This is a genomic window from Alkaliphilus sp. B6464 (assembly GCF_018141165.1).
In the GTDB taxonomy this organism is placed as follows: Bacteria; Bacillota; Clostridia; order Peptostreptococcales; family Natronincolaceae; genus Alkaliphilus_B.
In genome coordinates, this window is the sequence record NZ_CP058557.1 from 580,670 (window position 1) to 594,922 (window position 14,253).

The window sequence follows — 14,253 nt, forward strand, 5'->3', positions numbered from 1 at the left end:
TTTTCAATGGAGCGGGTGAAGGGAATCGAACCCTCGCGATCAGCTTGGAAGGCTGACGTTCTACCATTGAACTACACCCGCATATTAAATTAATGGTGGAGGGAGAAGGATTCGAACCTTCGAAGTCGTTGACAACAGATTTACAGTCTGCCCCCTTTGGCCGCTCGGGAACCCCTCCGTACAAATAATGGAGCTGGTGATGGGATTCGAACCCGCGACCTGCTGATTACAAATCAGCTGCTCTGGCCAACTGAGCTACACCAGCATGAATATTTGCTATTTAATGTATTATATTGAAATTGGCGATCCGGAAGGGACTCGAACCCTCGACCTCCAGCGTGACAGGCTGGCATTCTAACCAACTGAACTACCGGACCAAATTTGGTGGGCGCAACAGGACTTGAACCTGTGACCCCCTGCTTGTAAGGCAGGTGCTCTCCCAGCTGAGCTATGCGCCCTTATAGATAAGATTAAACATGGTAGCGGCAACAGGAGTCGAACCTGTGACCTTTCGGGTATGAACCGAACGCTCTAGCCAACTAAGCTATGCCGCCATTATGGTGCCCAGAGGCGGAATCGAACCACCGACACGGGGATTTTCAGTCCCCTGCTCTACCGACTGAGCTATCTGGGCTTGTACAATCAAATGGTGGGCTCAAGTGGACTCGAACCACCGACCTCACGCTTATCAGGCGTGCGCTCTAACCACCTGAGCTATGAGCCCACAATTGGTCCGGGTGGAGGGATTCGAACCCCCGGCCCCATGGTCCCAAACCATGTGCGCTACCAAACTGCGCTACACCCGGAAACTGGCAGGGGTGGCAGGACTTGAACCCACGACACGTGGTTTTGGAGACCACTGTTCTACCAACTGAACTACACCCCTATATTTACACATTACTTTAAATTATTTTTAAAATGGTGGGCCTTCAGGGACTCGAACCCCGGACCTGCCGGTTATGAGCCGGATGCTCTGACCAACTGAGCTAAAGGCCCTCATTTTTTTAGTATTTTATATAACTGGTCCGGGTGGAGGGATTCGAACCCCCGGCCCCATGGTCCCAAACCATGTGCGCTACCAAACTGCGCTACACCCGGAAAGTATAATGGCGGAGAAGGCGGGATTCGAACCCGCGCGCCACTTACGCGACCTAACGGTTTAGCAAACCGTCCTCTTCAGCCTACTTGAGTACTTCTCCATTTTTAGAATACCTATATTATACACCCATTTTATATATAATGCAATAATAATGGCGGAGAGGGTGGGATTCGAACCCACGGCCCCTTGCGGAGTCACTGGTTTTCAAGACCAGCTCCTTAAACCACTCGGACACCTCTCCTTGATTGTTGGTGACCCATCCGCGACTCGAACGCGGGACACCCTGATTAAAAGTCAGGTGCTCTACCGACTGAGCTAATGGGTCAAAATGGCTGGGATAGCAGGACTCGAACCTGCGGAATGACGGAGTCAAAGTCCGTTGCCTTACCGACTTGGCTATATCCCATTATGGCGTACCTACAGGGATTCGAACCCCGGACACATGGCTTAGAAGGCCATTGCTCTATCCTGCTGAGCTATAGGTACATGTTTAATGGAGCGGGTGAAGGGAATCGAACCCTCGCGATCAGCTTGGAAGGCTGACGTTCTACCATTGAACTACACCCGCATATATGGAGCTGGTGATGGGATTCGAACCCGCGACCTGCTGATTACAAATCAGCTGCTCTGGCCAACTGAGCTACACCAGCATACTGTGATTACAGTACTCAGCAAATGCTGAGTTACCTTTTAAAAATATATTAAAATTGGCGACCTGGAAGGGACTCGAACCCTCGACCTCCAGCGTGACAGGCTGGCATTCTAACCATCTGAACTACCAGGCCAATTTTGGTGGGCGCAACAGGACTTGAACCTGTGACCCCCTGCTTGTAAGGCAGGTGCTCTCCCAGCTGAGCTATGCGCCCAAAATTTGGTGACCCCTAGGGGAATCGAACCCCTGTTACCGCCGTGAAAGGGCGGTGTCTTGACCGCTTGACCAAGGGGCCAAAGTTGGCTCCAGAGAGAGGACTCGAACCTCCAACCTACCGGTTAACAGCCGGGTGCTCCACCATTGAGCTACTCTGGAACATAATATCGCAGCGACCTACTCTCCCAGGCAGCTTCCCGCCAAGTACCATCAGCGCTGAAGGGCTTAACTACTGTGTTCGGTATGGGAACAGGTGTGACCCCTTCGCTATTGCCACGATATTGCAATCACCCAAATCTTTGATTTGGTGTGAATGGAGTACTCAGCGTTAGCCGAGTTTCCTTCAAATTAAAATCAAGTTGTATTTCAACTGGATTTTAATCATACCACTTTAATAAGTAATATGTCAAGAGAAAATTATTCCCTCAAAACTATACAATGTTAGAATATATTTGGTCAAGCCCTCGACCTATTAGTACCTATCAGCTAAGTACATTGCTGCACTTACACCCTAGGCCTATCAACCAAGTAGTCTTCTTGGGGTCTTACTCGCTTACGCGATGGGAAATCTTATCTTGAGGGGGGCTTCGTGCTTAGATGCCTTCAGCACTTATCCCTTCCGCACTTAGCTACCCAGCGATGCTCTTGGCAGAACAACTGGTACACCAGAGGTGCGTCCATCCCGGTCCTCTCGTACTAAGGACAGCTCCTCTCAAATTTCCTGCGCCCGCGACGGATAGGGACCGAACTGTCTCACGACGTTCTGAACCCAGCTCGCGTACCACTTTAATGGGCGAACAGCCCAACCCTTGGGACCTACTACAGCCCCAGGATGTGATGAGCCGACATCGAGGTGCCAAACCTCCCCGTCGATGTGGACTCTTGGGGGAGATAAGCCTGTTATCCCCGGGGTAGCTTTTATCCGTTGAGCGATGGCCCTTCCACTCGGAACCACCGGATCACTAAGCCCGACTTTCGTCCTTGCTCGACCTGTATGTCTCGCAATCAAGCTCCCTTTTGCCTTTACACTCTACGCACGATTTCCGACCGTGCTGAGGGAACCTTTGGGCGCCTCCGTTACTTTTTGGGAGGCGACCGCCCCAGTCAAACTGCCCACCTGACAGTGTCCCAAGACTGGATTCACAGTCTATGGTTAGAACTTCAGTACTACAAGAGTGGTATCCCAACGATGACTCCACTGAGACTGGCGTCCCAGCTTCTAAGTCTCCCACCTATGCTGTACATGTAGCACCGAAATCCAATGTCAAGTTGCAGTAAAGCTCCACGGGGTCTTTCCGTCCTGTCGCGGGTAACCAGCATCTTCACTGGTATTACAATTTCACCGGGTCTATTGTTGAGACAGCGCCCAAATCGTTACGCCTTTCGTGCGGGTCGGAACTTACCCGACAAGGAATTTCGCTACCTTAGGACCGTTATAGTTACGGCCGCCGTTTACTGGGGCTTAAGTTCATTGCTTCGCAGATGCTAACAATTCCCCTTAACCTTCCAGCACCGGGCAGGCGTCAGCCCCTATACGTCGTCTTTCGACTTAGCAGAGACCTATGTTTATGGTAAACAGTCGCTTGGGCCTATTCTCTGCGGCCGGTTGAGGCTTACAGAGTAAATCTTTAACCAAAACCGGCTCCCCTTATCCCGAAGTTACGGGGTCATTTTGCCGAGTTCCTTAACAATAGTTCTCCCGATCGTCTTAGGATTCTCTCCTCACCTACCTGTGTCGGTTTGCGGTACGGGCACCTAGAAATCTCGATAGAAGCTTTTCTCGACAGTGTGGAATCAGCCAGTTCGCTACTTAAATTTCGCTCCCCATCACTTCTCAGGATTAATGTTAAAAGGGATTTGCCTCTTCTAACTCCCTACCAGCTTAGACGCACACAACCAACGGTGCGCTGAGCCTATCCTACTGTGTCACTCCATCTCTCAAACGATTTTAGGTGGTACAGGAATTTCAACCTGTTGTCCATCGCCTACGCCTTTCGGCCTGGGCTTAGGTCCCGACTAACCCTGAGCGGACGAGCCTTCCTCAGGAAACCTTAGGTTTTCGACGGGCAGGATTCTCACCTGCCTCTCGTTACTCATGCCAACATTCTCACTTCTATACAGTCCACTGCTCCTTCCGGTACAGCTTCAACCTATATAGAACGCTCGCCTACCATCCTTACGGATCCATAGCTTCGGTGATACGTTTGAGCCCCGGACATTTTCGGCGCAGAATCACTCGACCAGTGAGCTATTACGCACTCTTTGAATGAATGGCTGCTTCTAAGCCAACATCCTGGTTGTCTATGCAACTCCACATCCTTTTCCACTTAACGTATACTTTGGGACCTTAGCTGATGGTCTGGGCTCTTTCCCTCTTGACTACGGATCTTATCACTCGCAGTCTGACTCCCGAGTAAAAGATAACGGCATTCGGAGTTTGATAGGTTTTGGTAACCGGTGAAGGCCCCTAGACCATTCAGTGCTCTACCTCCGTATCTCTTAACCTCGAGGCTAGCCCTAAAGCTATTTCGGCGAGAACCAGCTATCTCCGGGCTCGATTGGAATTTCACCGCTACCCACAGTTCATCCGGTGACTTTTCAACGTCAATCGGTTCGGACCTCCACGAAATTTTACTTCCGCTTCATCCTGACCATGGGTAGGTCGCCCGGTTTCGGGTCTACGGCATGAAACTAGACGCCCTATTAAGACTCGGTTTCCCTACGGCTTCGCACCATAGGTGCTTAACCTTGCTCCATACCGTAACTCGTTGGCCCGTTCTACAAAAAGTACGCGGTCACACATAAAAAGTGCTCCCACAGTTTGTAAGCAGAAGGTTTCAGGTTCTATTTCACTCCCCTTCCGGGGTTCTTTTCACCTTTCCCTCACGGTACTATGCGCTATCGGTCACCAGGTAGTATTTAGCCTTGGGGGGTGGTCCCCCCTGCTTCCCACAAGGTTTCACGTGCCTCGTGGTACTCTGGATCACGGTCTAGAATATCATCGTTTCATGTACAGGACTATTACCTTCTATGGTGAGTCTTTCCAAACCTCTTCTATTACGATGAGTCATCATATATGACCGGTCCGCAACCCCGATAGAGAAAACCCTATCGGTTTGGGCTTATCCCCTTTCGCTCGCCGCTACTTAGGGAATCGATTTTTCTTTCTCTTCCTCAGGGTACTTAGATGTTTCAGTTCCCCTGGTATGTCTTCTATTACCTATTGATTGAGTAATAGATACTTAGGTATTAACCTAAGTAGGTTTCCCCATTCGGAAATCCCCGGATCAAAGATTGCTTGCATCTCCCCGAGGCTTATCGCAGCTTACCACGTCCTTCATCGACTCCTGGTGCCAAGGCATCCGCCTTCTGCCCTTATTAGCTTGACCAAAGCTATTCGCAGTTTCGCATTCTAAATTTGTTTACTCCCTTACGGTCGCACAAATTTGATGCTCATTGCGTTTGACCTACCTTCGATTTGTTTCACAAATCGGGTTAGGTCATAATCTAACATTGTGTAGTTTTCAAGGAACTATTTAACCGTCTTTAAGACGGAATAATATAATACCAAATAAAATGTTTTATGTCAACCTTTAAATTGGTATTCTATGGTGGAGACGAGGAGAGTCGAACTCCTGACCCCCTGCTTGCAAGGCAGGTGCTCTCCCAACTGAGCTACGCCCCCATGTATTGAAAGACAAGAAGTCCCTCAAAACTAGACAGTATAGATTGCCAATTCTCCTTAGAAAGGAGGTGATCCAGCCGCACCTTCCGATACGGCTACCTTGTTACGACTTCACCCCAGTCATTGGCTTCACCTTCGACAGCTTCCTCCAATAAAGGTTGGATAGCTGGCTTCGGGTGCTTCCGACTCCCGTGGTGTGACGGGCGGTGTGTACAAGACCCGGGAACGCATTCACCGCGACATTCTGATCCGCGATTACTAGCAACTCCGACTTCATGTGGGCGAGTTTCAGCCCACAATCCGAACTGGGACCGATTTTGTAGGATTCGCTCCGGATTACTCCTTGGCTGCCCGTTGTATCGGCCATTGTAGCACGTGTGTAGCCCTGAACATAAGGGGCATGATGATTTGACGTCATCCCCACCTTCCTCCGAGTTATCCCCGGCAGTCTCTCTAGAGTGCCCAGCCGAACTGCTGGCAACTAAAGACAAGGGTTGCGCTCGTTGCGGGACTTAACCCAACATCTCACGACACGAGCTGACGACAACCATGCACCACCTGTCACCTCAGTCCCCGAAGGGAAGGCTTCGATTAAAAAGCTGTCCGAGGGATGTCAAGTCCAGGTAAGGTTCTTCGCGTTGCTTCGAATTAAACCACATGCTCCGCTGCTTGTGCGGGTCCCCGTCAATTCCTTTGAGTTTCATTCTTGCGAACGTACTCCCCAGGCGGAGTGCTTAATGCGTTAACTGCGGCACCGAGGTTTGACCCCCAACACCTAGCACTCATCGTTTACGGCGTGGACTACCAGGGTATCTAATCCTGTTCGCTACCCACGCTTTCGTGCCTCAGCGTCAGTTGCAGTCCAGAGAGTCGCCTTCGCCACTGGTGTTCCTCCTAATATCTACGCATTTCACCGCTACACTAGGAATTCCACTCTCCTCTCCTGCACTCAAGCCCTACAGTTTCAAAGGCTTACTACGGTTGAGCCGTAGCCTTTAACCTCTGACCCATAGGGCCGCCTACGCACCCTTTACGCCCAATGATTCCGGATAACGCTTGCCCCCTACGTATTACCGCGGCTGCTGGCACGTAGTTAGCCGGGGCTTCCTCCTAAGGTACCGTCATTATCTTCCCTTAGGACAGAGCTTTACGACTCGAAAGCCTTCATCGCTCACGCGGCGTTGCTGCATCAGGGTTTCCCCCATTGTGCAATATTCCCCACTGCTGCCTCCCGTAGGAGTCTGGACCGTGTCTCAGTTCCAGTGTGGCCGTTCACCCTCTCAGGCCGGCTACTGATCGTCGCCTTGGTGAGCCATTACCTCACCAACTAGCTAATCAGACGCGGGCCCATCCTATACCGAAATTCTTTGACCTTCTAGGGATGCCCCTAAAAGGTATTATGGGGTATTAGCAATGGTTTCCCATTGTTATTCCCCTGTACAGGGTAGGTTGCCCACGCGTTACTCACCCGTCCGCCGCTAAATTAAAATCATTCCACCCGAAGGCTTCCTGAAAATAACTCCGCTCGACTTGCATGTGTTAGGCACGCCGCCAGCGTTCATCCTGAGCCAGGATCAAACTCTTAAATAAAATTTCTGGGTACCATCTTTTAAAGATGGATTTATTATTTGCTGGCTTAATCTATACTGTTTAGTTTTCAAAGACCTCTTTAAGGGCTTGTGCCCCATCGCCTTGTTGCGGCGACTTATTTAATATAGCATATCTGAAACATTATGTCAACAACTTTTTTAAAATTTATTTTTTAAATTGTTGTTTTCCTAAAACCTATAGCTTCATTTTCATATCCGCTTGTTTTGAGGACTTAATTACTTTAACATCTTTTTTATGCTATGTCAATATACTTTTTTCTCTTTAAAATTTTTGTTGCCCTATTTATATAAACAAAGGCCCCTCCCCTCTTATTTAGAGATGTGCACTTCTTTCATATCCCTACCTTATTATATCTATAAACATATACTTTTTATTTATACATATTTAATAATCCTAAGGCTTTATTCAAATAAACTAAGTGTCTATTTATATACAATTATAATATAAATCATTCATCTCTTTTCATTATTCCATTAACAATAGGAACTAAGCTCGCTGCAACAATACCACCAGCAAAACCGTTATTATATAAGTTCATTCCGCCATGTAGATACCCTGTATTCATTACTAATGTCATATGCGTAAATCCAGCTAAAGTTCCAATTTTCCATCCATATTGTCCAGCGATTGGAGCTAATGTAGTTCCAAACAGCGCCGCCAATAAAGGTCCAGTGGCATTTACATCCCATACTTGGGTCGCGCATGCTAGAAAAACGCCTAAAAAAATTGGTAAAATATTTCTAGCATGTTTACCAAATGCAGCAAAAGCTACTATAGTAAGAATGCCGCCAATTGTTGGTCCATTTAACTCACCTTTTACTAGTATTACATAGGCTAAAGCTAAAAATCCAACCAATCCCATGTTGACCATAGTTAACCCAAATCCTTCTAATGCAATAAAATCCGAACTGGCTCTACCTGATCTTTTTAATAGTTTTCCATATCCAGCAAAGCTTCTATTATTTAAAATATATCCTAACATAATCATAGTGGTAAATATTATAGACAAGTAAATAGTAAAAACTAGATTATTACCTTTACTTACTATCGCTAGAGCTTCATTGTTTTTTCCATAGCCTCTAAGTATAGACATAAATAGTGACCCTACAATTCCAGCAGTAAAACCCATATTATATAAATTAAATCCTTGATGAAACTTACTAAAATGTGTAGCTAATGGAGGCATAATAAACCCTGCCATGACTCCAGCTATATTCCCTAAAATAACTCCATATATTATTGGAAAGTCCAACCCAAAACTAATCTGACTAACTAAGGGTCCAAGGGCTGTCCCAAAAAAAGCAACAATTATATATTTACTAAACTTCTCTTTACGTAATAAAGCATAAAAGTATACTCCTAAAAATATAGACCAAATATTGTATATATTCTTACCGAAAAACGCAAATGCTCCTATAGTAAAAATTGCTGCTACAAGAGGACCATTCATTTCTGCATTGCTAATTTTAGCAATAACTATTGATGCAATCATAACAAGTCCAGAATTAACTAAAGTGGACCCAATATTACCTATGACTATATAATCTGAAACTAATATACTCGGCGCAACAATAATTCTACATATTCCACCTATAATTTCTGCTATATTATTAAAATAAAAAGCAGAAATTAATATAAATACAGCATAAAATAGTACAACACCATACTTAGTTACGTCAGATACAATTATAGCATTATTCAATGTGGATTGTTTTTCGCTTTTGTTATCCATTATATGTTCTATAGGATTCTGCATCCTAAGCCTCCTTATTAAAATTAAATGCCAAAAGATAATTTTAAAATTTAGCATTCTATAATCCCTATAATTATAATATCTTTTCTAGACATCTACAATTGTTTTTTGTCAAAGTAATTATAAGGTTATTATGTAATAGTGCAATGGGTATACTATATTACCAAGTACAATTCTTTGATGGTTCGTTAATCTTTACAATATTTTGAAAGTATTATATCATTAGAGTACGGTCAGAGTAGGTATTACGCGTTAAGTGTTGAGGGATGGGAAGTTGCCCTCAAACGAAGAATAGTAAAACATACTATTCGCGGTGTAATATTGCATCCGCTGTCACATTTAAGAGAAACTACACCATACTTCTCTTATGTGGGGCGTTTTGTCCGACTTAAGAGAAAGGAGGTGGCGTTATGGATAACAACGAGAAAATTTCGTCTAGGAGACCCATGTATAGCAATCGTTTATCAACAAAATCCCTAGTTCTAGCTGCTATCTTTGTAGCTATGAATATTATTCTATCGAGGCTTGGTGCTATTATGCTATTTAATGGCAGTGTACGCTTTAGCTTTGGTAATATCCCTTTAATATTATCTGGATTAGTTTTAGGACCAGGAGCAGGAGCTATGACTGGTGGAATAGCCGATTTACTAGGTTTTTTTATTAATTCCCACGGTGGAGCATTTCATCCCGGTTTTACACTCAGCTCTATATTAACAGGAACAATTCCAGGAATAGTTATGTTTTTAAGTCCTACTAAAAAATCTTCTCTATTAAATGTAGTTGTATCTAATATATCTATATTAATTGTAGTAAGTCTTCTTTTAAATACTTATTGGCTTTCACAACTACAAGGAAATGCATATTTAGTATTATTGCCAGCTAGAGCTGCTACTAGCATAATTATTACTATATTGAATATATTAATAACCTATCCATTAATTAAAAGTTTAGAAAAAACTGGATTAATATTGGATAAGACAAAATAAATTAGAGGAGTGGTTGTTTGAAGGATATCATTATATATACGAAAAATTACTGTCCTTATTGCAAAAAAGCAGTATCTCTTTTATCTTCTAAAGGAGTTCCATTTAAAGAAATTGACATAACATATGATGATCTAACTTTTAATAAAGTTATGGAAAAAACAGGTTGGGATACAGTGCCTCAAGTTTTTATAGACGAAGAGTTCCTTGGTGGTTGTGATGATATCCATGCTTTAGATGAGCAAGGATTACTGGACAAAAAGTTAGGTTTAAATTAAAATCCATAAAGCCCTATCTAATTAATTAGATAGGGCTTTATGGTAAGTGTTATAATACATTTACTAACTTTAAGCTTCCTTTGTCTTTAATATGACTAATCAATAACCTGAATTCCCCCAGTTCTCCTAACGCCGATGTTCTCTCCTCTATTTCTACATATTGACTTAATCTTGCAATAGCAATATCTATAGCATCCATTTCATAATGCTCCAAAAATAGTTGCCATATCTTTTTAGTATCTTTCCATTGAGCTTTAAGGCCTTCAAGACGATCTTTAGCCTGACTCCACTCATTTTCATTTATAGACTTATTTAATATTTTTATATCTTCAAGTAATTTTTCACAACTACGATTAATATATTGATTAATCATAAATGTACCTACAATAAAAATTACTAGAATAAGCAAAGTAACTACTACAGTACGCATATAATCACCCTTCCCCTAATTTTGCTTCTCTTGTGCGTAAAAAATCTTGTCAGAGGATAAAAAAGCAAAAAATACATTTTCTATGTTATCTATATTCTGTTTTCCGAGCTGATTCATTAACCAATTTTCGTCATACCCTGCTTTTCTTAGCTTAGTATCATTTAATTTCCCATCAACAATTAGCGTCACAGGTAGTTCTTCATATTGAATATGATCATACGAGTATAAGTCTGATGTTATAACAGGTCTTTTATCTGCTTTGGGAAGTATACTCATCTGCCCATTGGTTTCTAAGATTGCATAATCTATATCACTAATATTGAAATAATCCTTATTTCTAAGTGCTTCTAAAAGATCATTCATATTAACCCTCTGTCTACGCAATTCAGATTGGTCTATTCTACCCTTATGTATTAATATACTAGGTTTTCCACAAATGATCTCCCGAAATTTTTCACTTTTTAATGAAAAGTATGAAATTAAAACCTGCATAGATAATAGAGCAATTATCGGAATAACTCCATTTATTAAAGGGATTCCAACATCCTCCATTGGTGTAGCTGCAAGTTCTGCAATCATTATCATTATTACTAGCTCAAATGGCTGCATTTCTGCTACTTGTCGCTTACCCATCATTCTAATAACAACAACTACTAGAGAATATAATAGTATTGCTCTTACAAATACAACAAACATATTTTACATCCCTCATTTCTTTTTACATTATTATATTATTGCCCTATAAAATTTTTATATTAGCTTTATGTCATAGAACTTGCTTATATAGTAAATAATCTTACAAAAAAGTAATGTAGACGTTCACCTACTTGTAAGGTTGATTATTTAAAATAATATTATAATGCTTAACAAAGAAAGATTGATACAAGTGAAATTTATGGAAGTTATAAGCTTATGTAAAATCTTTTAAAATATGTGATAGTTTTAAAGATTAAAACTATCACATATTCTACTAATGTATGTTATAATCATTCTTGTTAATATTTTATTAGGAGGTGGTAGGATGACAGTCATAAAAGCTATTATATTAGGTGTCATTCAAGGGCTTACAGAATTTTTGCCAGTCAGTAGCTCTGGTCATTTAGCAGTTGCTCAGCAGCTTTTAAAGGTTCCTGAGGATCGAATTCTTTTCTTTACAATAATGATGCACTTAGGTACATTATTTTCGATATTTGTTGTTTATGCTAAAGACATAGCTATGATTATTGTAGAATTCCTTCGTCTATTAGGTGAATTAATTACAGGAAAAGGTTTAAGGCTCAATAATGAATATAGAAAGCTTGGTGTTTTTATTATTATTGCAACAATACCAACAGGATTGATGGGAATATTCCTCGACGATCTATTTGCTAGTTTCTATACATCTACCATAGTAATTGGTATTGCATTAATGATAACAGGTACACTCTTATGGATAGCTGAAAAATCTAATTCTGGGAAAAGAACCATCAAAGATATGCATGGATTAGACGCTTTAATAGTAGGTATATTCCAAGGACTTGCTATTACACCTGGTATTTCAAGATCTGGATCTACCATTGTAGGTTCTCTTTTTAGGGGATTTGATAAGGAGTTAGCTACTAAATTTTCCTTTTTAATTTCTATTCCTGCTATTCTTGGAGCAACTGTATTTGAAGTTAAGGATGTTCTTGAGGTGGGTATGGGAGATATCACTATAGGTATTTTAGTAGCTGGTGTACTAGCCGCCTTCATATCTGGTTTGTTTGCTATTAGGACTTTAATTAACTTTATAAAGAAAGAAAAGTTATATTACTTCTCTTTTTATACTTGGATTGTAGGAGCAGTTGTAATATTAACATCAATATTCTAATTAAACAATGCGTAATTTTAAAACCCTCCATATTTGATGGAGGGTTTTTCTGTAAATTATTTCCTTAGAACCACTGGTCTTGGAAATATAATATTATTTTCTAAGTGTATATGCTGAAATATATCGGATTCTAGAAACTCAAGTCCTTTAAATGTTAAATCGTAAGATTGGCAACCATCGCTAGGTACTGTATAGTCATTAGTAATTTTTCTTAAATACTATATAGACTAAATAAATACTTTTATCTAAATCACATTTTTAAAAATAATAATTATTGATTCTCTGGTAAAATTTGAGCTCTTATTTTTTGTATCCTATGGTTAGAAATAGATTCTACAGTAAACTTTACATTTTCATGTACAACAGCTTCCCCTACTTTAGGTAGCCTTCCCAGTTCACCCATAATAAACCCTCCCAAGGAATCAAAATCTTCCGATACCATATTAAGACCAAGGAACCCATTGATAAATACAATCTTTGTACTACCATCTACAACATACTCTTGCTCATTTATTTTTTCAACTTCTTTTTCAACTTCATCATACTCATCTTCGATTTCGCCAACTATTTCTTCAATCAAATCTTCTATAGTTACAATACCAGCAGTACCACCATATTCATCAATAACTATAGCCATATGTACCCTGTTTTTTTTCATTTCTTTAAAAAGCTCAGTTATTCTTTTAAACTCATAGGTATAATAAGACTCTCTTATATACTTAGTAATATTAAAATCCTCCGTAGTATCTTCTGCATAAATTAGATCCTTTACATTTACAATACCAATTATATTATCAAAGTTTCCATCATATATAGGATACCTTGAGTATTTTTCCTTTTTAATAAATTCCATAACCTCATTAAAATCCGAATCAATATTTATTGCAGATATATCAGTTCTTTGAATCATAACATCTTTTATTTGTAGATCTCCAAATTCAAATACATTATAAATCATTTGCTTTTCTTCTATTTCCAAAACTCCTTCTTCATGGCTTACATTAACTATAGATTTTAATTCCTCTTCAGTAATATAAGGAGCATCTTTATCATTTTTTCCGCCTAATATTCTAACTAAAAAATTAGTTATTTTAGTAAGTACAATAACAATAGGATTAATTATCGTAACAATTAATGAAAGAGGCTTAGCCACAATTAGGGCCACCCTCTCAGCATTTTGTGCAGCCAAAGATTTTGGAGTAATTTCAGAGAATATCAAAATTAATACTGTCATTACTATAGTTGCTATAGCAACAGCATTTCCTTTAAACAATTCCATAGTAAGAGCAGTAGCTAGAGCCGAACCAGCAATATTAGCAATATTATTACCTACTAAAACACTACCTATTAACTTACTAGGGTTTTCTACCAACCTTTGGACCAACTTAGCACCTTTAACATTTTCATCTACCATATATCTAACTCTGATTTTACTCAAAGACATAAGAGATGTTTCTGCGGCTGAGAAAAATGCTGATATTATAAGCAGCAAAACTAGCATTAGTAATTGTATCAAAATATTTGAAGTCATATTAATCACATCCCCAATTAAGTAGTACGCATCTTAACTATACTTTTTCAGATACATAACTTAATTATACCCTCTTTTTGTATATTTCATTTTAAAAAACAGCAAAGTTGTCCAAGAACTCTCCTGAATACGAAAGAGGAATACCTTCCATTTTGACTCCTGCTTA

General features: G+C 40.9%; 7 protein-coding genes, 24 tRNA genes, 3 rRNA genes and 1 riboswitch. Of the genes, 3 read left to right on the top strand and 31 right to left on the bottom strand.

The features are described 5' to 3' along the window. Positions 1–7: 7 nt before the first annotated feature. The 28 genes from HYG84_RS02715 to HYG84_RS02850 form a co-directional block, all read right to left on the bottom strand. A tRNA-Gly gene (locus HYG84_RS02715) sits at positions 8–81 on the bottom strand. Positions 82–93: 12 nt separating this feature from the next. Further along, positions 94–178 (bottom strand) — tRNA-Tyr (locus HYG84_RS02720). Between the two features lie 10 nt (positions 179–188). Beyond that, positions 189–265: transfer RNA gene (locus HYG84_RS02725), tRNA-Thr, on the bottom strand. A gap of 35 nt (positions 266–300) precedes the next feature. After that, positions 301–377: transfer RNA gene (locus HYG84_RS02730), tRNA-Asp, on the bottom strand. 5 nt (positions 378–382) lie between these two features. Then, positions 383–458, bottom strand: a tRNA-Val gene (locus tag HYG84_RS02735). A gap of 19 nt (positions 459–477) precedes the next feature. Further along, positions 478–554, bottom strand: a tRNA-Met gene (locus HYG84_RS02740). 4 nt (positions 555–558) lie between these two features. Further along, positions 559–634, bottom strand: a tRNA-Phe gene (locus HYG84_RS02745). 13 nt (positions 635–647) lie between these two features. After that, positions 648–724, bottom strand: a tRNA-Ile gene (locus HYG84_RS02750). 5 nt (positions 725–729) lie between these two features. Then, positions 730–806 (bottom strand) — tRNA-Pro (locus HYG84_RS02755). A gap of 4 nt (positions 807–810) precedes the next feature. Continuing rightward, positions 811–886, bottom strand: a tRNA-Trp gene (locus tag HYG84_RS02760). Positions 887–919: 33 nt separating this feature from the next. Further along, a tRNA-Ile gene (locus tag HYG84_RS02765) sits at positions 920–996 on the bottom strand. A 25-nt stretch (positions 997–1,021) separates the two neighbouring features. Further along, positions 1,022–1,098, bottom strand: a tRNA-Pro gene (locus HYG84_RS02770). 9 nt (positions 1,099–1,107) lie between these two features. Beyond that, a tRNA-Ser gene (locus HYG84_RS02775) sits at positions 1,108–1,199 on the bottom strand. Positions 1,200–1,251: 52 nt separating this feature from the next. Then, positions 1,252–1,340, bottom strand: a tRNA-Ser gene (locus tag HYG84_RS02780). An 8-nt stretch (positions 1,341–1,348) separates the two neighbouring features. Continuing rightward, positions 1,349–1,424: transfer RNA gene (locus tag HYG84_RS02785), tRNA-Lys, on the bottom strand. Between the two features lie 4 nt (positions 1,425–1,428). Further along, a tRNA-Gln gene (locus HYG84_RS02790) sits at positions 1,429–1,505 on the bottom strand. Between the two features lie 3 nt (positions 1,506–1,508). Beyond that, positions 1,509–1,585, bottom strand: a tRNA-Arg gene (locus tag HYG84_RS02795). An 8-nt stretch (positions 1,586–1,593) separates the two neighbouring features. Further along, a tRNA-Gly gene (locus HYG84_RS02800) sits at positions 1,594–1,667 on the bottom strand. Between the two features lie 5 nt (positions 1,668–1,672). Further along, positions 1,673–1,749: transfer RNA gene (locus tag HYG84_RS02805), tRNA-Thr, on the bottom strand. A 58-nt stretch (positions 1,750–1,807) separates the two neighbouring features. Beyond that, positions 1,808–1,884 (bottom strand) — tRNA-Asp (locus HYG84_RS02810). Positions 1,885–1,889: 5 nt separating this feature from the next. Beyond that, a tRNA-Val gene (locus HYG84_RS02815) sits at positions 1,890–1,965 on the bottom strand. 6 nt (positions 1,966–1,971) lie between these two features. Next, a tRNA-Glu gene (locus HYG84_RS02820) sits at positions 1,972–2,046 on the bottom strand. Between the two features lie 5 nt (positions 2,047–2,051). Continuing rightward, positions 2,052–2,126 (bottom strand) — tRNA-Asn (locus tag HYG84_RS02825). 5 nt (positions 2,127–2,131) lie between these two features. Then, positions 2,132–2,248 (bottom strand): 5S ribosomal RNA (rrf, locus tag HYG84_RS02830). A gap of 171 nt (positions 2,249–2,419) precedes the next feature. Next, positions 2,420–5,356 (bottom strand): 23S ribosomal RNA (locus tag HYG84_RS02835). 220 nt (positions 5,357–5,576) lie between these two features. Further along, positions 5,577–5,652 (bottom strand) — tRNA-Ala (locus tag HYG84_RS02840). A 61-nt stretch (positions 5,653–5,713) separates the two neighbouring features. Then, a 16S ribosomal RNA gene (locus tag HYG84_RS02845) occupies positions 5,714–7,242 on the bottom strand. Together the 16S, 23S and 5S rRNA genes with 24 tRNA genes alongside form the textbook arrangement of a ribosomal RNA operon. A 469-nt stretch (positions 7,243–7,711) precedes the next feature. Then, positions 7,712–9,019 carry a DUF1576 domain-containing protein gene (locus tag HYG84_RS02850; protein WP_212380557.1) on the bottom strand — a complete coding sequence of 436 codons (1,308 nt, stop codon included), beginning with the start codon at positions 9,017–9,019 and terminating at the stop codon, positions 7,712–7,714. A gap of 229 nt (positions 9,020–9,248) precedes the next feature. Further along, a riboswitch (THF riboswitch) is annotated at positions 9,249–9,351 on the top strand. Positions 9,352–9,426: 75 nt separating this feature from the next. On the opposite strand from HYG84_RS02850, the gene HYG84_RS02855 reads away from it, so the two are divergent. Continuing rightward, a complete protein-coding gene (locus HYG84_RS02855) occupies positions 9,427–10,002 on the top strand; it encodes a folate family ECF transporter S component (protein WP_212380560.1) in 576 nt (191 codons plus the stop codon). A 17-nt stretch (positions 10,003–10,019) separates the two neighbouring features. Continuing rightward, positions 10,020–10,277 carry a glutaredoxin 3 gene (grxC, locus tag HYG84_RS02860; protein ID WP_212380562.1) on the top strand — a complete coding sequence of 86 codons (258 nt, stop codon included), beginning with the start codon at positions 10,020–10,022 and terminating at the stop codon, positions 10,275–10,277. 49 nt (positions 10,278–10,326) lie between these two features. Here grxC and HYG84_RS02865 read toward each other — a convergent pair whose 3' ends face one another. Both HYG84_RS02865 and HYG84_RS02870 read right to left on the bottom strand, forming a co-directional pair. Further along, positions 10,327–10,707 carry a DUF4363 family protein gene (locus HYG84_RS02865; RefSeq protein ID WP_212380564.1) on the bottom strand — a complete coding sequence of 127 codons (381 nt, stop codon included), beginning with the start codon at positions 10,705–10,707 and terminating at the stop codon, positions 10,327–10,329. A gap of 15 nt (positions 10,708–10,722) precedes the next feature. Then, entirely contained in the window at positions 10,723–11,403 is a 681-nt protein-coding gene (locus tag HYG84_RS02870; protein ID WP_212380566.1) for a YetF domain-containing protein, read from the bottom strand. A 325-nt stretch (positions 11,404–11,728) separates the two neighbouring features. On the opposite strand from HYG84_RS02870, the gene uppP reads away from it, so the two are divergent. Beyond that, positions 11,729–12,556, top strand: a complete 828-nt coding sequence (uppP, locus tag HYG84_RS02875) for an undecaprenyl-diphosphatase UppP (RefSeq protein ID WP_212380568.1) — start codon at positions 11,729–11,731, stop codon at positions 12,554–12,556. Between the two features lie 271 nt (positions 12,557–12,827). Here the strand turns inward: uppP and HYG84_RS02880 are convergent, their stop codons facing one another. Further along, a complete protein-coding gene (locus tag HYG84_RS02880; protein WP_212380570.1) occupies positions 12,828–14,087 on the bottom strand; it encodes a hemolysin family protein in 1,260 nt (419 codons plus the stop codon). Positions 14,088–14,253 lie beyond the last annotated feature (166 nt).

Coding starts and splice junctions, on each gene's coding strand:
- HYG84_RS02850 (WP_212380557.1), bottom strand. CDS start 9,019: ATGCAGAATCCTATAGAACATATAATGGATAACAAAAGCGAAAAACAA.
- HYG84_RS02855 (WP_212380560.1), top strand. CDS start 9,427: ATGGATAACAACGAGAAAATTTCGTCTAGGAGACCCATGTATAGCAAT.
- HYG84_RS02865 (WP_212380564.1), bottom strand. CDS start 10,707: ATGCGTACTGTAGTAGTTACTTTGCTTATTCTAGTAATTTTTATTGTA.
- HYG84_RS02870 (WP_212380566.1), bottom strand. CDS start 11,403: ATGTTTGTTGTATTTGTAAGAGCAATACTATTATATTCTCTAGTAGTT.
- uppP (WP_212380568.1), top strand. CDS start 11,729: ATGACAGTCATAAAAGCTATTATATTAGGTGTCATTCAAGGGCTTACA.
- HYG84_RS02880 (WP_212380570.1), bottom strand. CDS start 14,087: ATGACTTCAAATATTTTGATACAATTACTAATGCTAGTTTTGCTGCTT.